The following is a 24,932-nucleotide window of genomic DNA, read 5'->3' as shown; positions in this document are numbered from 1 at the left end:
GCGCGCGGGACTCGCGCCCAGCCCGGCTGAACGGCACAACCGGTCGACGGGCAGGGCGTGGGGGAGGGCCTGACCAAGCGGGTCTTCGCGCCGGCACTCGATAGACGATCAAGCAGGCCTTGGCCGGCACTTTGAAGGAGGTCCGGACCGCTGCTCAACGCGGCGGTCTGGAGCGCAGCGGAAAGGCAGGGAGCAGGTCCCGTCCGGTCCACGACAGCGGGCGGGATTTGTCGTGTCCCAACCTGCATCCAGCCATTGAGGTGCGGGTTCACGGGCGGCTTCTTGATCCGGGAGGGCTGCGGGCGGGTGCCTGGGTGTCCTCCCCCCTCGTGGAGCTGTCCCGACTTGCCGTTGATCATTGGACTTCTATGGTGAGCTGGGTAGGCCGGCGGCATCTCGTATAAGCGGGACGTAAAGTCGCTTCAAGTGGTTCGCAGGTTGATGGGCGATCTTCGTGATGATCAGGCCATTCATAGCCGTGATCACCATGCTGTGCCGTGCCGGTGCACGGCCTGAGAAGTGGAGATCGTTCATTGAACTGGTTACTAGGCCGTGCCTCAGTCAGGCGGACGGCCATCGCCCTGTGCGCCGCGGTGGCCGGGCCCCTCGCCCTACCCGCACCCGCGCTCGCCGCGCCCAGCTCGTCTGCCTCCACGCAGGCGACCGCTGAGGCGGGCGAGGTCAAGCTCATCGATCTCGGCTCCCTGAACCACCGCATGGACTCCGACCTCTGGGAGTTCGCCGGGCGAATAAACAACAAGGGTCAAGTCGCCGGGTATACATACGAAAGCCTTACCGGGGCCAAAGCGGTACTGTTCTCCGCTGAAGGCGGCGTCCCCCACGTCACCGATATCCACTCCACCCTCCCGGACGATCCCAGTAGTAGCGCCGCCACTGACGTCAGTGATGACGGCACGGTGGTCGGCTTTTTCAACTCCAAGAAGGCTTCCGATACGGCGTTCCTGTTCAGAAGCGGTGCCGCGACCAGTCTGGAGGATCGGGACTTCGGGCGTGGCGTCAACAACAAGGGGCAGGCCGTTGGCGGCATATGGACCGAAGGTTGGGTAAGGGACGCCGACGGTTCGATTCTGAAGCTCGCAATTCCCGGCTTCCAGGTGGTCGAACCCGAGGCGCTGAACAACCACGGTTCGGTGACCGGTGTCTTCGACGCCAACCCTGACCGGTGGGTACTGGACTATCGCGCCTTCCGGACGAAGCCCGGCGAGCCAATAGACCCCAAGCGAGACGCCCTCGCCGACTTGGCAGGCGAAGGGTCCAGTGGGGTCGATATCAATGACGAGGGCGAGGTCGCCGGTTACGCGAAGAGAGACGGCGGTTACCGCCCTGTCATCTGGGATAAGAACGGTACGCCTCATGAGCAGGTGGTCATCGGAGGCGGCAAGGCGCGCGCGATCAACAGCGCGGGTATCGCCGTGGGAAACACGTATACCGTAAGCGGCCCCGAAAGGGCTGCCTTGTTCGAAAACGGTGTCGGGATCGACCTGAACACCCTGCGACCAGAGGGATCGACCTCCCTGACTTTGAGAAGGGCCACCGGTATCAACGACCTAGGTCAGATCGCCGGGATCGCGGAGGACGGCAGCGGCGTGGCGCACGCCTTCCTGCTCGACCTGGGTCAGCCGGATCCCGTCGTCGAGTCGGTCACCTTCGAGACACAGGAGTACCCCTCCAGAAACTGGGTCCCGGTGCCGGAAGCGGGCGCGCGCGACGCCGCGATCGACGGCAACGTCGTTCGCGTCAAGGCCGTGGTTCGCAACCCCGGTCCCTACCCGGTGTCCACCAAGCTCCAGCTTGTCGAGAACGTGGCCGAGAAGAGCCTGCTCAAGGACGGGGCAACTGACACCGAGCTGGATCTCGCTCCAGGTGAGAAAGCCACGGTCTCCGTGAACTGGAACACCTCGGGGTTCGCATGGCGGTGCACCGCGGTGACCACCGATCCCCAGCTCGGTCCGTGTTTCGCGGCGTCCGACCGCTCGGTCACCGCGAAGCTGCTGGTCGGTGGCTCCGAGCGTGATCACCGTACGGAATCGATCAAGATCCGGCCGAAGCCCGTCGTGCTGGTGCACGGCTTCAACAGCAACGCGGAGAAGGCCTGGGGTAGCTATCAGGCGCTCTTGACCTCCGGGCACCCGCTCCTGAAGGGGTACGCGGTCGACACGCTCGACACCGGGGACATCACCCAGCCGACCAAGGAGACTCTCTCCATTCAGCAGAACGCCGAGCGGCTGGCGAGCGCCATCGATCGGGTCCGCACGGAGTCGCGCGCCTGGCACGTCGATGTGATCGCGCACTCGGCGGGCGGGCTGATCACGCGGCAGTACATCCAGTACCTGATGCCAGGGGTGTGGGACGACCGGCCGGTGGTGAACCGGATGCTCCAGATGGGCACCCCGAATATGGGCACCCCATGCGCGAAGATTCTGGCGCGGAAGAACCGGATGCGGCCGCTCGCGGCTCAGCTGACCCCCTTCTATATGAGCATCTTCAACAGGGACGTCACTCGTCTCAGGGGTGTGCGCGCCTCCAACCTCGTGGGTGTGGGCCGGCCCATTAAATGCATCGCTGTGAATCCGACGCCCGTCACCAAGGAACTCGGCGATTTCGTCGTTCCGCAGTCGAGCGCGGAGTTCAACTATCCCGACATCGTGGTGACCAAGGTCAGCCATACGCGGATGACCACGTCGGGGCCGGATTTCCTGAAGTATGTCAAGCCGCGCCTCGCGTCGCTGCTGGCCGACTGGGGCACCACGCCCGAGGGCACGCCGTTCGGGCCGCAGGCGGACGTCAAGGCTGAATCCGGTGTGAAGGCCACCGCGGCTGCCGATGCCGCCGCGGTGAGCGAGGGCCCCTCGTCGTTCGCCCTGCCGTCGGCGACGGTGGAGCCGGGTCAGACGGTGAGCGTGCCGGTGGAGGTGCCGCAGGGCAAGGCGTTCGGTGTGACGGGGGTGTTGCCGTCGACGGTGGGGTTGCTGCTGCGTGATCCGTCGGGCAAGCCGGCCGCGTCCTACGCGGCGGGCAGCGAGGAGGCCGAGCAGCCCATTCAAGGGCTGAGCGTGAACTCCCCGCAGCCGGGCGCGTGGACGCTGGAGATCACCAACACGGCGGGCCAGCGGGTCCAGGCGGATCTGGTCGCCTGGGTGGACGGCAGCCCGGTGCAGGTCGTCGCCACCGTCCAGCAGCCCTCCGACGAGGGCAGGGTGCGGATGACCGCCACGGTCACCGACGACAAGCAGCCGGTCACCGGCGTGCCGGTGAAGGCGGTGCTGACCGCCGAGGACGGCACCTCGGCCGAACTTGAGCTGAAGGACGACGGGGCCAGCGGCGACGGCTCCGCCGGCGACGGCGTGTACGGCGCCACGTCCGAGCCGCTGGCCGACGGCGTCACCAACGTGATCGTCCGGGCCGAGACGGCCAAGGGGTCGCGCGACGCCCAGGTCGAAGTGGAGGTGCGCAAGCCCGATCTGCGGGAGTTCGCGCTGGAGTTGTCGGCGCAGCGGGGTGGTTCGGTGTCGGCGTCGCCGGCGCAGGACACCTACCGTTCGGGGACGGTGGTGACGATCACGCCGACGGCGGATGCGGGGCGGATGCCGTTGGGGTGGATCGTCGACGGTGAGGAGCGTCCGGGCGGTGGTGTGCTGACGCTGGTCATGGATGGTCCGCATACGGTGGTGGCGCGGTTCGGGTCGTACACGGTGACCGAGATCCGTGGGTTGTCTGATGGGTCGTTCGCGTCGGGGGTGGCGTTGAATGATGCCGGTCAGGTGGCGACGCTCGCCGCTGAGGACGGTAAGTGGCATGCGGTGCGCTGGCAGGCGGGTGAGGTGACCGATCTGGGTGCCTTGCCGTGCAGCGACGAGGGCTCGACCAGTGCCGACGACTGTGAGGCGGCCGCTACCGGCATCAACGAGGCCGGGGATGTGTCGGGGTGGTCGTTCACCACCGTCGATGGCCATAACGAGCAGCATGCGGTGGTCTTCGGTGCCGGCGGGTCGGTGAAGGACTTGACGCCGGCGGGCAAGCATGGCATGGCGTTGGACCTGAACGACAACGGTCAGGTGTTCGGGATCATGTGTAGTTGGGCGGACTACTGCCCGGAGCCGTATGTGATATGGGATGGGGGAGTGGCGGCCGGCTTGCCCAGTGAGCCGAAGTTCGGCCTGCCCACGGGTGAGGAACTGAGCAGCCGGATCAACGCCAGGGGTGCGGTGGCCGGTGGGTATGTGACCGACAGCACCGTCGCCGGTGCGACGAACTGGAGTCCTGCGGTATCCCAGGACGGGGTGACCACGAAGCTGGAGATCCCGGACTGTGTGAGCGAGGGTGGCGTCGCGCATGACGTGAACAACCTGGGCGTGGTCGCCGGGGACGGGACTTGCAACGATGGTAAGTCCGTGACTCACCACGCGTACCTGTGGGAGGACGGCCGGCGGACGGATCTGGGTCCGGGTTCGGCGACGGCGATCAATGACAGTGGCCTGGTGGCCGGTATGTTCGGCGAGCCCGAGGTGGCGGTGCCGGCGTTGTGGCTGGGCGGTAAGCGGTACGCGCTGGCGGATCTGCTGCCGCGGCCGTTGTGCCCGGCGGAGGAGGCCAAGACGACGCAGCCGTGTATGGGCCTGGATGCGCTGGTGGATGTGAACTCTTCGGGGCAGATCCTGGCGCGGGGGTTCGTGCGGGACCGGTCGGCCACGTCGGCGGGGTTCACCACATCGGGGCGGTCGTTCTTGCTGAGCCCGACCAAGGCGCAGGCCGATTTGGAAGTCACCACGCAGGTGTCGGCCGCTGAGCCGGGTCCGACCTCGACGGTGACCTGGACGGCCACGGTGGTCAACAAGGGCGAGGACGCCGCGACCGATGTCCGGTTGGATGTGCTGATTCCGCATGCGCTGGCCGCGACGGCGAAGTGTGACACCTGGCGGGGTAAGTGCACGCCGTTCACGGACGGGTTCCGTAACACGGTCAAGGTGCTGGAGCCGGGCTGGAGCGCGAAGGTCGAGATCAGCGCGACGGTCCCGGCGGATATGGCTGATGGCACCGAGCTGAAGGTTCAGGCCAACGCCGACAGCGTGGCGACGGCCGATCCCCAGCCGGGCAACAACGGCGCGTCGGTCACCGCGACGGTGCGGCCGTTGCTGGACAAGACCGGGGTGAACTGGCCCGAACCGGTGAAGGTGGGGTCGACCAGCTACCCGGTCACGGTGACGCTGACCAACCGGCTGAACGCGCCGATTCCGTTGAAGGCGATCGCGGTGGAGGGGCCGTTCGCGCAGTCCAACTCCTGCCCGGTGGAGCTGCCGGTCGGGGACACGTGTGTGGTGACGCTGACGTTCAGCCCGACGGCGGGGGGTGCGGTCAGTGGGAAGCTGACCTTCACCACCGCTGACGGCGCCGCGCCGGCCTACACCGTGACGTTGTCGGGCACTGGCACGGCGAACGTGAACGCCAAGCCGGTGGTCCAGGTTCCGGCCACGCCGTTGCGAGGCACGGTGGGCAAGCCGTTCACGCTGAGCGTGGACTTCACCGACGCCGACACCTCCGATCAGCACACCGCGCAGGTGGCCTGGGGCGATGGTCCCCCGGTGACCGCGACGGTGGACCAGAAGCCGGGTGGCGGCACGGTGACGGCGACCAAGACCTTCACCGGTCCGACTTCGGGCATGGCCGTGGTGATGGTCAGCGACGGCAAGGACACCACCTGGCAGGGCATCCCGTACGTCATCGAGGAGGCCACCCCCAATACTGCGCCCGTGGTGACCGCCGGACCGGACGCCGAAGTGTCCATCGGGGAGCAGTTCGGGCGCTGGGCGTCCTTCGCCGACGACGACTCCACCTCCTGGACCGCCACGGTGGACTACGGCGACGGCACCGGGCCGCAGCCGCAGCCCCTGGAGGGGTGGCAGATCCCGTTGGCGCACAAGTGGGCCGCCGCCGGAACCTACATGGTCACCGTGAAGGTGAAGGACGACGGAGGCAAGGAGGGCACGGCGAGCTTCACGGTGACGGTGCTGTCGGCCGACACGCCGAACCAGGCGCCGAAGGTGACGCTGCTGGGCTATGACACTCCCACCGAGGCGGGCAGCGAGTGGGTGGGCAGGGGATCGTTCACCGATCCCGACTCCTCCTCTTGGACTTACACCGCCGACTATGGGGATGGGGCCGGTCCGCAGCCGCTCGCGCTGACCGCCGGTCAGCTGAAGCTCTCGCACGTTTTCGACGCGGCGGGGGATTACACGGTGGTGCTGACGGTGACCGATGACAAGGGCGGCTCGGGCAGTGCGCAGCTGGTTGTGCACATCACCAACCCCGCACCGGAGGCGACGCTTAAGGCGGCGCCCGCGACGGTGGCGGTGGGTGAGCAGGTCACCCTGACCGGGTCGTTCACCGACAAGGCCAAGGGCGACACCCACACCGCGACCTGGAGCATCGGTAAGCAGCAGGTGACCGGTGCGGTGGCCGAGCACAACGGCAAGGGCACCCTCACCCTGCCGTATGTGTTCACCAAGCCGGGCCTTTACCAGGTGTCGGTGACGGTGGCCGACAACCACGGCGCCCGCACCACCGCCGACACCGCGGGCGGCAGGAAGGTGCAGGTGCTGGTGTTCGACCGGGATGCCTCACTCGCGGGTACCGGCACGCTGACCGTCCCCGCCGGAGCGTGCAAGGTCAACGCCGAGTGCGCCACGCAGGAAGGGACCGTGTCGTTCACCGTCAGCGCCCACTACCCGGCCAAGGGCAAGGGCAAGGCGCCTGCCGGGAAGGTGAGCTACACCGCGCCCGGGTTCGAGCTGAAGGATGCGTCCTTGTCGGTGCTGTCGGCCGCGGACGGTACCGCGATCCTGCGTGGTACCGGGCAGGTGAAGGGTGCCGGGAAGGTGACCTTCGAGATCACCGCGACCGACACCGGCGCCGGTGATAAGGACCGCTTCCACCTGGTCGCCTGGGACGCCAAGGACAGGCTGGTCTACGACAACCAGCCCACCGGCGCACCCGCACCGGTCAACGGCGTCCTGCGCGTCGCCGGCTGACCCGACGATCACACCACCCGCGCGCCGCTGGAACCCACCATCGGCGCGCGGGGCTCTCCTCTCAGCCCTGCCGTCCCACTTCAAGAGGGAACCAGCAGGGCCGAGCAGGTGACGAAGCACGGCCGACCGGGCAGTCATGCCCGGTCGGCCGTTTGTCGTGAGAGGGCGGTTCGGGACCACCGAGGTGGCCACACTTTCGCGATGCGAGACCGACCCGCCGTGGCCCTATGGCAGTAAGGCCGGCGTCGCAAGAACCCTCATGAGTTCCGCAAGTGCGGTACCTACGGTGCGGGGCATGGTTAGTAGAAATATCAATCAAGCGGGATCGTTGGTGCGGGCCGGTCTCGGGTTCGCGGTGAGCGCGGCGCTGCTCACCGCCGCCGTCTGGTCCGGCCCCGTATCGGCCGCGGCCGGTGCCACCGAGGGACCGTCCGGTAAGCCCGTGCCGCAGGAGCAGACCGGCCCACCGGCGTACTTGTCGGCCGAGGACCAGATCGTCATGGCGCGCCAGGAGCCGCTGGTGCGGGCGGCGTCCACGCTGCGCACGCTCGTCGAGCAGGGCGCCGACGCGGGCTACGCCGGTATGGAGATCACCGAGGACCGGGTCCTGCTGTGGTGGAAGGGGACCCCGCCCCCGGCCGTGACCGCGGCCGCCCGCGGCGCGGGCGTTCCGGTCGAGGCCAGGAGTGCCAAGTACTCGAGGAAGGAACTACGGGCGGCAGCCGACCGGTTGTGGCGTTCCGCGGGCGTCGAACACGGCGGCCAAATCCACGCGGTCAAGACCTTCTTCGACGGAAGCGGTCTGGAGGCGGCGGTCCGCCCCGGGCAGAAGCGCACGCTCGCTCCGCTCCCCGAACTGGACGTGCCGGTGCACATGGTCGAGCGTGACCCGGTCACGCTCGCCAGCCGCTGCGACGACGGCGTCCCCTGGTACGGAGGCCTCGCCATCCGCATCGATGGCAGCCACAGCGTGGGAGCGTGTGGCGGGAACACCAACCTGACGTACAACTGCACGGGCGGGTTCGGCGTTCATATCGGCTCCACGGAGTACCTGCTGACCGCGGGACACTGCGGTCTGATTAACGGCACCTTCCGCGACGGTGCCGGTCAGTACATCGGCCAGGCAACCCAGAGGCACAGGTACTACGACCTGATGCTGATCCAGACGGACGCGGGGGACCGGATATGGGACGGTGTTCCCGGCGTCAGCGACTTCAGCAAGCCGGTGGTCGGCTGGGCCTGGACGACTCCTGGGCAGTCGCTGTGCTACTCGGGAGCGACCAGTGGGCCGCGGTGCGGATACACGGTCGACGGTGCTGTCGATTATGTGTGCGGTTACAACATCGCCGGCGGGGACGAGTGCTGGTACGACATGATCTCCGCCAGGGGGGCCAAGGCCGGCACGTGGATACGGCCCGGTGACAGCGGGGCGCCGGTCTTCTCTCTCATCAACAACTCCGCCTGGACGCAGGCGGCCGGCACCGTGAGCGGCTTCATCAGCGGTGCCGGTGACCCGAACGAATGGCTGGTCTTCCAGGATTTCGGCACGGCGACCCGTGTCTGGCCCGGCCTGGACACGATCAACTATCTCAATCCCATGTGAGGGCGAGGCCGTACCCCGTGCCTCCATGGGGTATGGCCTGCCGCGCTGCCGGTGGCAAGCGGGATCGCCGCCGCACCGGCGCGACCGCCTACCAATCCGATCACGCTTGCCGATCGCTGGATGCGACTTGCCGAGCATGAGGACGCGCGGCAGGCCGGAGGTGAACAAGAGGTTTCATGTCCGTTACAAGTCCCGGCCCTAGCGTCGTCGTCGGTTGAGCTTCCCGACGTGGTCGGTGACGCGGGGCCACCCTCCGGGGCGGCCGTCCCGGGCTGCGGGGGAGCTGGAAACCACAGAGACAGGCAGGCGGCCATCCCGCGACGGGCGACGTGTTCGCGCGGTCAGGACGGCGCCGTGAAGAGAACGTGAGTGCGTCCATGTACGACGGTGAACCCCGCGGGGATCGATACCTGCTCCAGGATGTGGCCAGGGCCGCGCTGGCGCGGGCGGTCGCGTGGGAGCCTGCGTCGTCGCAGCCGGTGACGGACGAGGCGGGCGCCGGCTCGGCTCCGGCGGGGCCGTTCATCGTCGCGGACTGGGAGATCCGGCCCGGCAAGCCGTGGACCCGTGTCGTCCCCTCCGGCGCGCCCGTCCGGGCGCAGGGCTGGAAGCTGCACGTGTCGGCGACGCCCCTGTCGGCTCCGCTGGTGCTCACACGGGTGGTCGAGGTGCTGGCCCGCCACCGGTGCCCGTTCAAATTCGCCGGAGATCTGAACGAACTGGCCGAGCTCCTCTCACGAGGAACGGATCGCGGGTCGGTCGGCAAGTTCATCACGGTGTACCCGCCGGACGACGAGACCGCCGTGGTCGTCGCCGAGCAGCTGCACTCCGCGACCTATGGGCTGCCGGGGCCGCCGATCCTGTCCGACCGGGCCTACCGTCCGGGAAGCCTGGTGCACTACCGGTACGGAGTCTTCTCCGCGCGCAGCGAGCTGGGCAACGACGGCGACTACGTCTCGCGGCTGGTCGCGCCCGACGGAAGCAGGGCGATCGACCGGCGCAACGCATGGTATTCGCCCCCGGCGTGGGCGACCTCCCCCTTCGAGAGCCGGCTGGCGCCGCCGGAACAGGACGGCCCGGCGCCGGTGCTGCTCGGCGACCGGTTCGTGGTGCGCCGGGCACTCCGGCACGGCGCCAGGGGAGGCGTGTTCCTGGCCGAGGATCGGGCCGGCGGCGGCACGGTGGTCGTCAAGCAGGCCCGCCCGCATCTGTGCGCGTCGATCGACGGCCGGGACGCGCGTGACCTGCTCCGCCACGAGGCGGACATGCTCGACCTGTTCGCCCCGCTGGGCGTCACGGCGCGGAAGGTGGCGCTCTTCGAGCAGGACGACAATCTCTTCCTGGCGCAGGAACTCGTCCCCGGGGCGCCCCTGAGCCGGTGGGTTGGCGAGGAGCGTGCCGCCGCAGGGGATCGGGGCTGGTACGACACGGTCCTGCGCGTGGCGCGGAGGCTGGTGGCCGTGGTGACCACGGTGCACGACCAGGGATACGTGCTGCGCGACCTGACGACGACGAACGTGATGATCACGCCCGAGCTCGAATGCACGCTGGTCGACCTCGAAATGGCAACGATCCCCGGCACCGTCGTCCAGAGGGCGTTCACCCCTGGTTTCGCGGCGCCCGAGCAGTGGGCGTCCGCCGGACACGCGCCCGCGCCGGGATTCGCCGCCGACCAGTACGCGCTGGGCGCCATCCTGTACTTCCTGTCCACCGGATCCACACCGACGCTGCTGCCGGACGAGCCCGCGGGAACGCGGTCGTGGGATTCGCGGATCGCCACGATGGCGAGCGTCGCCGCCGGCAATCCCCTGGCGGAGGCGCTGACGCCGCTGATGCTCGCCCTCATGGCCGAGGAGCCCGAGCGGCGCTGGGACCTGCGGCGGGCCGACGAGTTCCTCGCGGAACTGGCCGCCGGCCCGAAGCCGCCCACCGCCGGGACCGGCACCACGGGCGCGTACCACCTCGGCACGCCGGAACAGGATCGCCTGCTGCGGGACGGCGTGGCCTACATCACGCGCACGATGTCGCCCGGCGGCCTCGGGGCCCGGGGCGGGCTGTGGCCTGTCACCGCAGGTTACGGCCGGAACGCCGACCCGTGTGCCGTGCAGTACGGCTCGGCGGGAGTGCTCACCCTGCTCGCCTCGGTGCTGCGAGCCGGCGCAGGCGAGGCGATCCCGCTGGACGCGCGGGCCGACGTCGCCGAGAGCCTGCGGCAGGCGGCGAGCTGGACGAGGGATCGCCTGGCGGGCGAGCATCGGCCCTCGCCGGGGCTGTACTTCGGCCGGGCCGGGATCGCCTGGAGCCTGTACGAGGCGGGCCGAGCGCTCCACGACGACGGGTTGCGGGCCGCGGGCACCGAGATGGCGCTCGACATGCCGGTCAGCTGGCCGAACCCGGACGTGTGCCACGGCCTGGCGGGGACGGGGCTGGCAGTGCTGCACTTCTGGCGGGCCACCGGCGACGCCCGCTTCGCCGGCCGCGCGGCGGACTGCGCCGACGCCCTGCTGAAGGTGGCGGTGCGCCCCGCTTCCGGCAAGGTGCTGTGGCCCGTTCCCGAAGACTTCGACTCCGCGCTGGCGGGCGCCGTGCACTACGGCTTCGCGCACGGCGTCGCGGGGATCGCGACGTTCCTGCTGGCCGCGGGTGCCGCCCTGGAACGTCAGGACTGTGTGGAGACCGCGGTGGCGGCCGGGGAGACGCTGCTGGCCGCGGCCGAACACCGGGACGGGGCCGCCTGGTGGCCGGAGTCTCCGGACGGCGGCAGGACGCTGTCCCACTGGTGCAGCGGGTCGTCGGGGATCGGTACGTTCCTGGTCCGCCTGCACGCGGCCACCGGTGACCCGCGCTTCCGGGCGGCCGCCGAGAGTGCCGCCGCGGCCGTGTACGCGTCGCGGCTGAGCTCGGGCACCGCCGCCTGCCACGGTCTGGCGGGGGACGGTCAGTTCCTCCTGGACCTGGCCGATCTCCTGCGAGAGCCCGTCTACCGGGAGCGTGCCGCGGAGCTGGCGGCGGTCCTGTGGAGCCGGGCCACGGAACGGGACGGGTTGCTCGTGGTGCCGGACGAGAGCGGGATGAACGTGTCCGTCGGCTGGAGCACCGGTCTGGCGGGCGTGGTCGACTTCGTGCTGCGGCTCCGCCACGGTGGGCCACGTCCCTGGATGGTGGACGCCGTGCCCGCGGAGGGGACGGCCCGGTGAGCGTGATCGTCACCCCGGCGGGAAGGGCGGCAGGCGAAAGCCGCCTGCCCGACGCCCAGCGAATCAACTTCCGCTTCTCCGGGCGCGGCCGATACGCGGCCTGCCTCACCAGGCGAGACCACGACCACCTCGTCCCGGAGATATGGGACCTCCCGCGAGCGCGCGTGCGGACGTTCCGCACCCGCGGCGGTGAGACCTGGCTGAGCGTGCCGACGCCCACCGAGGAAGGCGGCCTGCTCCTGTGCCGCCTCGGTGCCGCCGCGCACCGTCTCATACTGGTCGGCGCACCCGCGTACGAGGGTGGTCGCGCCGAGGAACACGAGGTGGGCGCCCTTCACGGCGACGCGGTCAGGATCGTCGCGTCCCCGACCGCGGGGACGGCCGCTCTCGCGTTCACCAGCGGGCCCGACGGGCGGACGTCCGTGTGGCGCCTGTCCGACAGGGGAGAACGGCCCGAGCGGATCACCGTGTTGCCCTGCTCGGTCAGGGGAGGAGTCTGGCTCGACGAGGCCGGCCGTCGGCTCGCCCTGACCAGGGTCGGGCCTGAGGCGGCCACCGTGGTGCTGGACGTCACCGGCGGCACCCTCACTCCGCTGACCGGGCCGGCGCACGACGAGCGTCTTCTGCTGGCGGCTCCCGGCGCGGGTGTGCTCGTCACCGCCGCGCTCCGCGACGGCGCGTACCGTCTGGGCGTCCGGGCTCTCGGCGACGACGGGCCCACCCGCCGGCCGGAGCGCCTGAACGCCGTGGAAGGGCAGGTGACGCCGCTGGCTCTGCATCCGGCGGGACGACGGCTGGCCCTCGCGGTGAACCGCCGTACCGGCTCCCGGCTCGTCCTGCACGACCTGGCCGAGGACGCCGGCGTCGACGTCGAGCTTCCGGCCGGAACCCTGCTTCCGCTCGCCCACTGGAGCGGCGCGGGCCTGCACGTGGTGCACAGCGCACCCGACCGCCCCCCGGGTGTCGTCCGAGTGGCCGACGGCTGCGCGCCGCGGTTCCTGTCCGAAGGGGAGCGTCGCGAAACCGGCTGGGAACCGGCCCGGGTCAGAACCTGCTCCGGTGCGGCGGGGCCCGTCGAGGCGATCGTGTACGGCGCCCCGGAAACCAGCCGCGAGGTCGTGGTCGCGTTGCACGGCGGTCCGGAAGCGGCCTGGCAGTTCGCCTTCGACCCGCTCTTCCAGCGCCTCGCGGCCGGCGGCGTCGCCGTCGTCGCCCCCAACCAGCGCGGCAGCACGGGGTACGGGGCGGCACACCGCGACGCCATCCGCGGCGCGTGGGGCGGGCCCGACCTGGACGACGTCCTGCACCTGGCCCGGGACCTGACCGCCCGCCGCGGACCCGCGAGGGCTCGGCCGGCGCTCTATGGGGTCAGCTACGGCGCCCATCTGGGCCTGCTGGCCGCCGCCGCGCAGCCGGATCTGTGGTCCCGCGCCGCGGCCGTCGCGCCTTTCCTGTCCGGGCGGGAGCTGTACGAGGACGGACCACCCTCCGTACGGGCCCTGCTCGACCGGCTGGGCGGCCGCTCGGAGATCGACGACGAGCTCGGCCCGCGCGACCTGCTCCGGCTGGCCGGCCGAATGCGGCTGCCGCTCCTCATCGTGCACGGCGAGGACGACCCGATCATCCCTGTCGGTCATTCCCGCCGGCTCTGCGCCCGGCTGCGCGAGGCCGGAGGCCGTGAGGCCGCCGAGGTGACCTATCTGGAGATCCCGGGCGGCGGCCACGATCCGCAGTACGACGTCCGGGGCGGAGCCGTCCTCGACGCCGTCACCGACTTCCTCACCATGGGGCCGTGCCACCGTCCGTGACGGGTGCCCCCGGTCCACGCTCCCGGCGAGCCGTGGACCACTTCGAGCTCGGCCGGCCCGCGCATGGCGTTCCGCCCCGTACGGGACGGGCGGCGGGCGAGACCGGTCGTGAAAGAGGGCCGTCGCACAGGGCGGTGACCCGCAACACATCAAGAAAGGTTATGTCATGGAGCTCAACATCTCCGCTCTGGACATGCTGCCGGCCGACGACGAGGCCGGCCTCCAGAACTGCAACCCCTCCTGCATGGTCACCTGCGACCGCACCGGCGGCGGTGAGAACACGGTCACCGTCACCACCACCGGCGGCTGGTGGTAATCCATCCGGGCGCCGCGGCGCTCCGGATGGACGTCGCCTAGGTAACTGAGGTGAGGTCTGGGGCGACTGGCGTCCCAGACCTCATCCCAGGGGTGGCCGAAGTCAGCAAGGATCACGGTCCTGTCCGTCCCGCGGACAGGACCACCAAAACAAGGCTTCCGAGAAGGAGACGATGGCACGTCAGGTTCCGGGGACGCCGGGGCGGCCGGCGACCTTCAGGCACGCCGACCGGCTGCTGGCGCACTCCGCGCGGGCAGCGTGGGCCCCGCTCACAGTGACGGCGCTGTCCGCCGTCGTGGGCTCCGCCGCCGCGCTGGCCGCACCCGCCGCGCTCGCCGCCGCCGTGGACGGGGTGCTCGCGGGGGAGGGCGCCCGGGCCGCCCGGCCCCTCGCGCTCGTCCTGGCCGTCACCGTGTGCGCCGAGGTCGTGGGGGCGCTGGCCGGAGTGGCGTCGACGGCGACCGCCGTCTCGGTCCTGCGTCTGCGGTTCGTCGCCCACGTCCTCACGCTCGGCGCCGCGGAGCTGCGGCGGCACCCGGCCGGGGACCTGGCGAACCGCCTGGTGAGCAACACCGGTACCGCCGGTTCCGTACCGCTGGCGTCGCTGTCCGCGGCGACGGGACTCCTCACCTTGATCGGAGGAATCGCGGCGCTGCTGCTGACCGACTGGTGGACGGGCGTCGCCTTCCTGGCCGCCGTACCGGTCGCGGTCATCGTCCTTCGGGTGTTCGTCGCCCGGCTGTCCGGGCTCTACGAGCCCTACCAGGAGGCGCAGGGCCGCCTGGCCGCGCGTCTCACCGACACCCTGGCGGGCATCCGCACGGTACGCGCTGCGGGCACCGCGGACCGTGAGATCCGCCGGGTGCTCGCACCCCTTCCGGATCTGGCGAGGGCGGGACACACGCTGTGGCGCGCACAGGCGCGCGGAGTGTTGCGGATCGGCCTGCTGCTGCCGCTGGTGGAAGTGCTGGTCCTCGCCGTGGCGGGGCTCGGCGTCACGCAGGGGCGCCTGGCGGCGGGGCAGTTGCTCGCGGTGGCCGGATACACCGCGCTCGCGCTGGCCTTCGCCGACCACGTCGACGGGCTGGCGGCTCTGGCCCACGCGCGTTCCGCCGGGGGCCGGGTCTGGGAGGTGCTGGCCCTGCCGGCGCCGTCTCCGGGGACCCGGCCGCTGCCGCCGGGGCCCGGGGCGCTGTCGTTCCGCGGCGTCACGGTGGCCCGCGACGACGTCACGATCCTCGACGACGTCGATGTGGAAGTCCCTCCTGGGGCGATGACCGCGCTCGTCGGCCCCTCCGGCGCGGGCAAGACGACACTCGCGTCGCTGGCCGGGCGCCTGGCGGACCCCGACCGGGGACAGGTGCTGCTCGACGGGCATCCCGTCGCGGACGTCCACCCGGACGCGCTGCGCGACGCGGTCGCCTACGCGTTCGAGCGTCCCGTGCTCCTCGGCGGCGACCTCGCCTCGGCCATCGCCTACGGCACCCCGGGAGTCGACGGCGCAGGCGTACGGGTCGCCGCGCGCGCCGCCCACGTGGACGACGTGGTCTGCCGCCTCCCGGACGGCTACGCGACCCCGGCGAAGGCGGCCCCGCTGTCGGGCGGTGAGCTCCAGCGCTTGGGCCTGGCGCGCGCACTGGTCCGGGAGGCACGGCTGACCGTCCTCGACGACGCCACCTCCAGTCTCGACACCGTGACGGAGGCCCAGGTGACCCGCACCCTCATGGAGGGCATGCGCGGGCGGACCCGTTTGGTCGTCGCCCACCGCGCCGCGACAGCCGCCCGCGCCGACCTCGTCGTCTGGCTGGACGGCGGCCGGGTCAGAGCCAGGGGGACTCATCGAGAGCTGTGGCGGGACCCGGTCTACCGCGCCCTGTTCGCGTCCGAGCCGGAACCACCCGCCGATGCGAGCGCCGTACGCACCGAGGGCGGGCGCGTCACGCCGATGCCGCCCGGCCGCGAGGCGGCGGGAGGGGAAGACCGATGCACGGCGGGTCCATGACCCGTCCGCGGCCCGGAACCTCCGGCCTGCCGGCTGCCGCCGCCGCGACACTCGCCGGCGACCGGCCTGTCACCAGCGGTACCCAGCTGCTGCTGGCGCTGCTGCGCCCCCGCAGGCGTCCCCTCGCCGCCGCCGCGGCCTGGTCGCTGGTCGAAGCGGGCCCGGCATGGCTGTCGGGGCTGCTCGTCGCCGCCGCGCTCGACCGGGGCTTCCTGGCCGGACGGCCCGGAACCGGCATGGCCTGGCTGGCCGCCCTGGGAGCCGCGATGCTGGTCAAGGCGGTGGCAGCCCGGATGATGTTCCCTCACCTGGCCGCGCTCGTGGAGCCGATGCGCGACGACCTCGTCGAGGCAGTCGTCACTGCCACCGTCATCCGCGCCGCCCGCGGCGGGGAACCGCCCGACGAGGCCGCGGCGAACAGACTCACCCAGCAGGTGGAGACACTGCGGGAGCTCGTCTCCGCCCTGCTGCGCACGACCCGCTCGCTGGGCGTCTCCCTGATCGCGGCGCTGGGCGGACTGCTGGTGCTCTCCCCGCCGGCCGCGGCCGGCGCCGCCGGCGCCGTGCTCCTGGCGCTGGTGGTCTTCGCCAGGCTGCTGCCCGTGCTGGTCGATCGCCAGCGTGAGCTCATGTTCACCGGCGAGCGGCTCACCGCCGAGGTCACCCCGATCCTCGCCGGGCTGCGTGACGTGGCCGCGTGCGGAGCGCGACCCCAGGCGTACGAGACCGTGCGGGCGGTGGTGAGCGCCCAGGCCGAAGCCGCCCGTGCGCTCGCCCGCGCCGGCCTCGGGCGGCGGCTGGTCGTCACGCTCGGCGCGCACGTCCCGCTGCTCGCCCTGCTGTTCGCCGCCGAGCCGCTGACCCGGCATGGAACGCTCAGCCCCGGGGAAATCGTCGGGGCGGTGACCTATCTGTCCACCGGCCTCGATCCGGCGCTGCGCTCGCTCACCGCCACGATCGGGGGGTGGGGCGTCACGCTCGCCGTCACGCTGCGCCGCATCGCCGAGACCGTCACCCTGCCGGCCGTCCCCGCCCCATGCGAGGGTGCCGCGTCGCCGGACGGCCACGAGCTGCGGATGGAACGGCTGACCTTCGCCTACGCCCCGCAGGCGGAACCCGTCGTACGCGACCTCGACCTGACCGTGCCGGAGGGCGAGCACCTCGCCGTGGTGGGGCCCAGCGGGATCGGCAAGTCGACGCTGTCCATGCTGGTCACGGGACTGCTGCGGCCGGAACGAGGGGAGATCCGCCTCGGCGGGGTCCCGCTCGGGGAGATCGCGGAACCTGAGCTGCGCGCGATGATGGCGCTGGTGCCGCAGGAGGCGTACGTCTTCAGCGGCACCGTCCGGGAGAACCTGGCCTATCTCTGCCCGGAGGAGACCCCGGACGCCGATCTGCTCGCCTCGGCCCGCGCGGTGGGCGCGGACGCGCTCGTCGAGCGGCTCGGCGGGCTCGACGCGGTGATCGGGGAGCCGTCGGCGCTGTCGGCGGGGGAGCGGCAGCTCATCACCCTGGCCCGCGCCCACGCCGGCCCGGCTCGCCTGGTCATCCTGGACGAGGCCACCAGCCACCTCGACCCGGCCGCCGAGGCGCGGGCCGAGAACGCCTTCGCGGCCAGGCAGGGGACCCTCATCGTGATCGCACACAGGATCAGCTCCGCGCGCCGGGCTCGGCGGGTCCTCCTCATGGACGGCGCCACGGTCGTCATCGGTACGCACCGCGACCTGGTAACGCGATCCCCCCTGTACGCCGACCTGGTCGGGCACTGGAACGGCGACGACACGACCGGCGGCGGTGACGGCCGCTGACGGTGCCACCGGCAGGGGTACTCGGGGCACGGCCTGCGGAGCGGGACGCCTGGCCTCACCGAAGCGGTCAGCCGCTCGGCCCTGCTCGCCGATCGGGTCGGTCGTGGGGGACACGTGAGCCCCATCGGCGACCGCGCCTCACGCAGTGGTCGCTGGAGAGCAGGTGATCGGGAACCGTTGGATCCGCCCTCAACCGTGCCGTCAGCGGTGGCTGATCGTCCAGCGCACCAGCCTGGCGACAGGGGCGAGGATCATGTCGTCGGTTTTGCCTTGCGAGACGCTTGAGACGACCTGCGGGTGATCAGTGGGCCGGAACGCCGCGGTGAGTCGCAGACGGGTCCTTCCCCGCGCCCCCGGGAATCGTCCTACGCTGGCGCACTCTCAACCAGTGCCGTGCGACGTACACGCGAGGTGAAACGGCACAGACACCGGGCGTCTCCGGTAAGGGACCTTTCCTAGATCATCCGCAAGTGCGGGCGGCTAATTTCGGTGATCGCCGAAGCTGTCGGATATCCGTGCCGGCGGATCCGGTTGAGCGTCGGCCCAGTTCATGGCCACTCGACATGTACCGGGCCGTACCAAGCCCCCGGCCTTTATTCAGGAGGCTACCCTTTGAATCGATTGATCCGGCGTATCTACGCGCGATGGACAGCGCTACCCGTACTCGCGGTGATGGTCACCACGCTCATCGCGCCTACGCCCGCGAGCGCCGCCCCTGTGCCGTCGGCGTCCTTGGGCAAGATTTCGCCTGCTGCTGCGCCTACCTACAAATTCACCGATCTCGGCGATATCGGGGCATATCCGGGCTACGTGGGTGGCATCAACAACAAAGGCGACGTGGCTGCGACGAATGGTACCAAGGCCATTCTGTTCACGGGGGGATCCGTCGTTGATCTGCACGCGACCCTTCCCGGCAACGCGAGATCCAGCCAGGCTTTTGACGTCGCCGACGACGGCACGGTGGTCGGCAAATACTCCTACTACCTCGACACCGGCAGTGGGGACCAGCTTTACTCGGGAGCCTTCCTCTATAAGGGCGGATCGAGCAGCTCATTGTCGCCCGGCAAGCAGTTCATCGGTGCCCACAGCATCAACAACGTCGGACAGGTCACCGGTGGCATCACCAACGGTGCCGCCGGGACGAGCGGATGGGTGCGGAATCGTGACGGCTCCATGTTGCGGCTGGAAGCGTTCCCCAAACAGCGCATAGACACCCTGGCCATCAATGATCTTGGTGCCGTTGTCGGCGGCGCCGACATGAACCCCGATCCGAAAATCACGGACTACGCCGCTTTCCGGACCGAGCCCGGCCAGCCCATCGACGTTCAACGAGATCGGCTGAATTTCTCCGGGAGCGCCCTCGCCTACGACATCAACAATGCGGGACAGGTGGCCGGTTACGGGCGCGACAGGACGTCGGACGAAGACGTCCCCGTCATCTGGGACAAGGACGGCTTCGCCTACGAGTTCGACAGGCCCGGAGTCATCGTGGCGATCAATAACGCGGGCATCGGTGTGGGCGTGACGTACGCCGGGGGCGACGGCAACCACGCCGCTCTCTATGCCAATGGCCAAGTAGTGGACCTGAACAACGTGGTGAGCATCGCCGACAGGAACGGCATGATCTTGTCGAAGGCCGCCGCCATCAACGATCAGGGCCTCGTCGCCGGCGTGATGGTACCGGAACCGGGAGAGGACAAGCACACGGTCCATGCCTTCCTGCTCGACCTGAAATACCAGCCCCCGGTCATCGAATCAGTAACCTTCGAAACCCAGAGATACCCCTCGACGGCATGGGTTTCGGTGCCGACCGACGGGGTGACGGACGGTAACAAGGTCCGGGTTACCGTCTCCATCAGGAACCCCGATGCCGAGCCCGCCCCTACGCATCTCATACTGCGGCAAGGCGCCATGGACGGCTATGATTCGACGGAGATGAGACCGTTGCCCGGGGGTAGCTTCGACACGGTTCTCGCCCCATACGAGACGGTCAAGCACCAATTGATCGTGGACACCGCGGGCATGGCGTGGACGCGAGGCGCATCGGTGAACATCGCGCCTGCGACCGAGCGCTTCATCAAAGCCTTCCTGTTCGTCGGGGGGATCCTGAAGAGAAAGCAGGAGGAGAAGTTCGCGATCCGGCCGAAGCCCCTGGTGCTGGTGCACGGGTGGATGAGCAACGCGGCACAGGCGTGGAGTAGTTATGCCGCCATCGCCAAGACCAGGCATCCGCTGGCCGAGGTATTCGCCGTCGGGGACGGAAAGGCGTTGGGCACGCTCAACACGGGCGACGAGAAGAACCCCTCGGCGCCCACCAACACTCTCGACCAGAACGTCGCGGAGCTCGCGAAATATATCGAAGAAGTCCGCTGGAGGACGGGCGCGTGGCAAATCGATCTCCTCGCTCATTCCTTCGGCGGGCTGATCTCCCGTCAGTACATCGCGACCCGGATGCCGATCAATCCGGACGGCAAGCAGCCCGTGAACCGGCTGCTCCAGATGGGCACCCCGAACCTCGGAGCGCGCTGCGCGGACATGCTGTTGTGGCTCAACAAGCCCGAGCGGGCACCAGCCATGCCCGCTTTGAAGGAGCTCTCCACGAAGTACGTGCAGGACATCTTCAACCAGAAGTACGGGAACTCCAGGGGCGTTCCGATCTCCGTCCTCGTCGGCACAGGCATCACCGTTCCCTGCAGCACTCCCGACGACATCTCCTGGGACGACGGTGACGGGGTCGTCGCGGTGGACAGCGCGCGGTACCTGTACCCAGACCAGCCCCATGTCCCGAATCTCGAGCACGGGGACATGACCCTCCTGCAGAGCGTCTTCGACGGCTACGTCCTGCCGCGGATCGCGTCCAGAGACTTCGGCAACCCCTCCGGCGCGGGTCTCACCGCGCAGCGGGAACCGGTGAACCAGGACCAGGACGGTGAGGAGCCCTCGGTGTTCGCCAGTCCGTCGGTGACGGTGGAGCCCGGCAAGACGGCGAGCGTGCCGCTGGAGGTCCCGCAGGGTGCGGCGTTCGGTGTGACCACCAAGCTGCCGGTGACGGCGGGTCTGCTGCTGCGTGACCCGACGGGGCGGCCGGCTACCTCCTACGCCCCGGACAGCGCCGCCGCCAAGCGGCTCATCCAGGGGTTGAATGTCGCCGATCCGCAGGCGGGCCGATGGCAGCTGGAGATCACGAACACGGGTTCCGCTCCGGTCGAGGCCGATCTGGTCGCCTGGGTCGCCGGTAACCCGGTGACGGTGGCGGCCAGACTGGAGGAGCCGTCGAAGGACGGACGGGTCGGGGTGACGGGCACCGTCACCGACGGCGGTCAGCCGATGACCGGGGTGCCGGTGACGGCGGTGCTGATCGCCGATGACAACAGCCGTCATGAGCTGACGTTGAAGGACGACGGCGCCAGCGGCGACGGCGCGGCCGATGACGGCGTGTACGGCGCCACGTCAGAACCACTGGCTGACGGTGTGTACGCGGTGATGGTGAAGGCCGACACCGCCAAGGGCACGCGGACCGCGTCCGATGCTGTGGAGGTGAAGAAGCCTGACCTCCGGGAGTTCGCGCTGACGCTGTCGGCGCAGCCGGGGGGTAGCGTGTCGGCCTCGCCGACCCAGGACGGCTACCAGGCCGGAACCAAGGTCACGATCATGGCGAAGGCCGACGCGGGCCTAATTCCGCTGGGCTGGATCGTCGACGGCGAGGAGCGGCCGGGCGGTCCGCTGACCCTGGTCATGGACGGTCCCCACAAGGTGGTGGCGCGGTTCGGTTCGTACACGGTGACCGAGCTGGGTGGCGCCGCGGGTGAGGATCCGGCGTACACACGGGCGGTGGCGGTGAACGATCGTGGTCAGGTCGCGGTGACGATCGCACCACCGGCCGGGCTGCGGAAGAGCCACGCGGCGCGCTGGGAGGCGGATGAGTTCACCGACCTGGGCGGCCTGACGTGTACGGACGGGGTCGGCACTGACCGGTGTAACGCCGGCGCCACCGGGATCAACGAGGCCGGAGACGTCTCGGGCTGGGCGACCGCGTCGACCGAGCAGGGCCGCGAGGAGCACGCTGTGGTGTATCGCAGCGATGGCTCGGTCACGGATCTGCAACCCGACTCCGAGGGCTGGGCGTTGGACCTGAACGACAGCGGTCAGGTGTTCGGCCAGAAGGGCGGCAGGTGGACGTTGTGGGATCAGGGAGTAGGGATCGCGCCCGCCACCTCGGATTTCCACGCGGACTACGGCTACAGCCATCCGTACTGTTGCAGCCCCTTGGCGCCTCGGATGAACACCTACGGCGCCGTGGCGGGTGGGTATGTCACAAGGCGAGGTGTCGGCGACACGCCCACGCGCTGGACTCCGGCCGTGTACGAGGGCGGGAAGACCACGGCACTCCCGATTCCGAAGACCTGCCAATGGCCCGAGGGGCTCGCCTATGACATCAACCTCAGCGGCACGGTGGCCGGCCAGCTGGATTGTGGCATCGACGACCCTGGCCACGCTTATGTGTGGCGGGACGGCCAGCCGACGGATCTCGGTGAGGGCCGGGCGAGCGCGGTCAACGACGGCGGCCTCGTGGCGGGCTTCACCGAGGGACCGACGCAGTTCGCCGAGTGGGTGCCGGCGTTGTGGCTGGACAACAAGCAGTACAAGCTGGCGGATCTGCTGCCCCGGCCGTTGTGCCCCGAGAAGCTGGAGGACACGACGGTGCCGTGCATAGGCGTGCGATCCATCTATGACATGAACTCCTCGGGTCAGATCGTGGCGCAGGGGTTCATGCGGGACAGGTCGACCACCTCGGCTGGGTTCGCTCAGGCGGATCGGTCGTTCCTGCTGACGCCGACCACTGCTCGGGCGGATCTGGAGGTGACGACCAAGGTGTCGGCGGCCGAGCCGGGACCGACGTCGACGGTGACGTGGACGGCCACGGTGGCCAACAAGGGGCCTGAAACGGCGAACGATGTCCGGCTGGACATCCTCATCCCCGCGACTCTCGCCGATGCGGCGGAGTGCGAGACCTGGCGTGGCACGTGCACGGCGATCAAGGGCGGGTTCCGCAACACGGCGACGCTGAAGCCGGGCTGGCAGGCCAAGATCGAGGTGTCGGTCAAACTACCGGCGGATATGGTCGACGGGACGGAGTTGAAGGCTGAGGCCTATGGGTACAGCCTGGCGGTGGGCGATCCCAAGCCGGACAACAACGCGGCGTCGGTGTCGGCGACGGTGCGGCCGTTGCTGGACAAGACCGCGGTGAACTGGCCGACGCCGGTGAGGGTGGGGTCGAACAGCGACCCGGTCGAGGTGACGCTGACCAACCGGCTGAACGATCCGATCCCGTTGAAGGTGATCGCGGTGCAGGGGCCGTTCGCGCAGTCCAACTCCTGCCCGGTGGAGCTGGCGGTGGGCGCCACGTGCACGGTCACGGTGACGTTCACTCCCACATCCGAGGGCGCGGCGAGCGGGAAGCTGACCTTCACCACCGCCGATGGTGCCGAGCCGGCCTACACGGTGACGTTGACGGGCACTGGGGCCGCGGCGAACGCCAAGCCGCTGATCGTGGTGCCGTCCGCTCCGCTGCACGGCACAGTGGGTCAGCCGTTCACGCTGAGCGTGGACTTCACCGACGCCGACGCCGCTGATAAGCACACCGCGGAGGTGACGTTCGGGGGTGCCGCTCCGGAGGCGGCGACCGTGAAGCAGCGGGCCGGCGGTGGCACGGTGACGGCGACCACGACCTTCACCTCCGCGCGCACCGGCATGGCGGCGGTGTTCGTGTCCGACGGCAAGGAGACCACCTCGCAGGGCATCCCGTACGTCATCGAGGACGCGGCCCCCGACACCGCGCCCGTCGTGACGGCCGGACCGGACGCCGAGGTGACGGTGGGGGAGAAGCTGCAGCGCAGCGTGTCCTTCACCGACGCGGACTCCAGCTCCTGGACCGCCGCCGTCGACTACGGCGACGGGTCCGGCGTGCGGCCGGTCACCCCCGGCGCGGACAAGCGGATCGCTTTGGAGCATCAGTGGGCGAGCGCGGGGACCTACACCGTCACCGTCACGGTCAAAGACGACGGTGGACTGGAGGCGACCGGGACGTTCACGGTCACGGTCAAGACGGCCGAGACGCCGAATGAGGCCCCCAAGGTGACGCTGACCGGGCCGGACACCGTCGCCGAAGGCGCCGCGTGGCGGGCGGCGGGGTCGTTCACCGACCCCGACTCCGCCTCCTGGACCGCGACGGTTGACTACGGCGACGGGGCCGGGCCCAGGAAAACCGCCCTGCACGGCACGCAGCTGACCTTGGAGCACATCCCCGCAGACAACGGCGACCGCGCGATCACTGTGACGGTCACCGATGACAAGGGGGCGACCGGTACGGCCACGCTGACCCTGCACGTGACCAACGCACCGCCGCAGGTGACGTTGCGGGCGCCGCAGGCGGGCAAGGTTGTGGCGGTGGGCGAGCCGATGTCGCTGGAGGCGGCGTTCACCGATCCGGGCACCGCCGACACCCACACCGCCGTCTGGACGATCGGCGGGCGGCAGGTGACCGCGGCGATCGCCGAGAACGGCGGCAAGGGCACCGTCGGCGGGTCGTACGTCTTCACCAAGGCCGGGCGCTACCCGATCTCGGTCACGGTGACCGACGACGACGGCGCCGCCACCACAGAGGGGCAGCAGGCCTACGTGCTGGTCTACGACCCGGCCGGGTCGCTGGTGGGGGCCGGGCAGACGGTCTCACCCGCCGGGGCCTGCACGGTGAACGCCGAGTGCGGCAATGGGGGCAAGACGACCTTCAACGTCACTGCCCGCTACCGCCACGGCGAGGCCGTCCCCACGGGCGGGCTGCACTACGACGCCCCCGGGTTCGACCTGCGCGACACCGCCTTCGCTGTACTGGCCGCGGCCGACGGCACGGCCGTCCTGCGCGGGACCGGAAAGGTGAACAAGACGGTCCACGTCACCTACGAGATCACCGCGATCGACGGCGGCAAACCGGCCGACCGCACCGACCGGCTGGTCGTCAGGGTCTGGAACGCCAAGGGTGAGCCGATTTATGACAACAGTGCCTCTCCGTCCCCGGTGACCGGGACGATCCGCGTCAGCGGATGACGCCGTGCGGACCGTCTCGCGGCTCTCGGCCGCCACGCCGGGACGCGC

8 protein-coding genes are annotated in these 24,932 nt (G+C 70.1%); all 8 read left to right on the top strand.

The genetic code is table 11. The annotated features are described in order from the left end of the window. The first annotated feature begins 497 nt into the window (after nt 1–497). The 8 genes from IL992_RS23480 (at nt 498) to IL992_RS23445 (ending at nt 24,884) form a co-directional block, all read left to right on the top strand. Nucleotides 498–7,046, top strand: coding sequence for a PKD domain-containing protein (locus tag IL992_RS23480; RefSeq protein WP_193205511.1), 6,549 nt, complete (start codon nt 498–500; stop codon nt 7,044–7,046). Between the two features lie 331 nt (nt 7,047–7,377). Then, nucleotides 7,378–8,649 carry a chymotrypsin family serine protease gene (locus IL992_RS23475; protein ID WP_193205510.1) on the top strand — a complete coding sequence of 424 codons (1,272 nt, stop codon included), beginning with the start codon at nt 7,378–7,380 and terminating at the stop codon, nt 8,647–8,649. Between the two features lie 365 nt (nt 8,650–9,014). Continuing rightward, nucleotides 9,015–11,846, top strand: coding sequence for a class IV lanthionine synthetase LanL (lanL, locus tag IL992_RS23470; RefSeq protein WP_193205509.1), 2,832 nt, complete (start codon nt 9,015–9,017; stop codon nt 11,844–11,846). Beyond that, complete coding sequence (locus IL992_RS23465) at nt 11,843–13,654, top strand: S9 family peptidase (RefSeq protein ID WP_193205508.1); 1,812 nt, start codon at nt 11,843–11,845, stop codon at nt 13,652–13,654. The genes lanL and IL992_RS23465 overlap by 4 nt, the downstream gene beginning before the upstream one ends. A 166-nt stretch (nt 13,655–13,820) precedes the next feature. Then, nucleotides 13,821–13,970: a hypothetical protein gene (locus tag IL992_RS23460; protein WP_193205507.1), complete on the top strand. Its 150-nt coding sequence runs from the start codon at nt 13,821–13,823 to the stop codon at nt 13,968–13,970. A gap of 172 nt (nt 13,971–14,142) precedes the next feature. Next, a complete protein-coding gene (locus IL992_RS23455) occupies nt 14,143–15,972 on the top strand; it encodes an ABC transporter ATP-binding protein (protein WP_193205506.1) in 1,830 nt (609 codons plus the stop codon). Then, a complete protein-coding gene (locus IL992_RS23450; RefSeq protein ID WP_193205505.1) occupies nt 15,969–17,780 on the top strand; it encodes an ATP-binding cassette domain-containing protein in 1,812 nt (603 codons plus the stop codon). Before IL992_RS23455 ends, IL992_RS23450 begins: the two co-directional genes overlap by 4 nt. 837 nt (nt 17,781–18,617) lie before the next feature. Then, complete coding sequence (locus IL992_RS23445) at nt 18,618–24,884, top strand: PKD domain-containing protein (RefSeq protein WP_193205504.1); 6,267 nt, start codon at nt 18,618–18,620, stop codon at nt 24,882–24,884. The last annotated feature ends 48 nt before the right edge of the window (nt 24,885–24,932 follow it).

The sequence above is a fragment of the Microbispora sitophila genome (genome assembly GCF_014892245.1).
Classification (GTDB): domain Bacteria; phylum Actinomycetota; class Actinomycetes; order Streptosporangiales; family Streptosporangiaceae; genus Microbispora; species Microbispora siamensis.
The sequence above is the reverse complement of the archived record's forward strand: the minus strand, read 5'-3'. Positions and strand labels throughout refer to the sequence as shown.

Coding starts and splice junctions, on each gene's coding strand:
- IL992_RS23460 (WP_193205507.1), top strand. CDS start 13,821: ATGGAGCTCAACATCTCCGCTCTGGACATGCTGCCGGCCGACGACGAG.
- IL992_RS23455 (WP_193205506.1), top strand. CDS start 14,143: ATGGCACGTCAGGTTCCGGGGACGCCGGGGCGGCCGGCGACCTTCAGG.
- IL992_RS23450 (WP_193205505.1), top strand. CDS start 15,969: ATGACCCGTCCGCGGCCCGGAACCTCCGGCCTGCCGGCTGCCGCCGCC.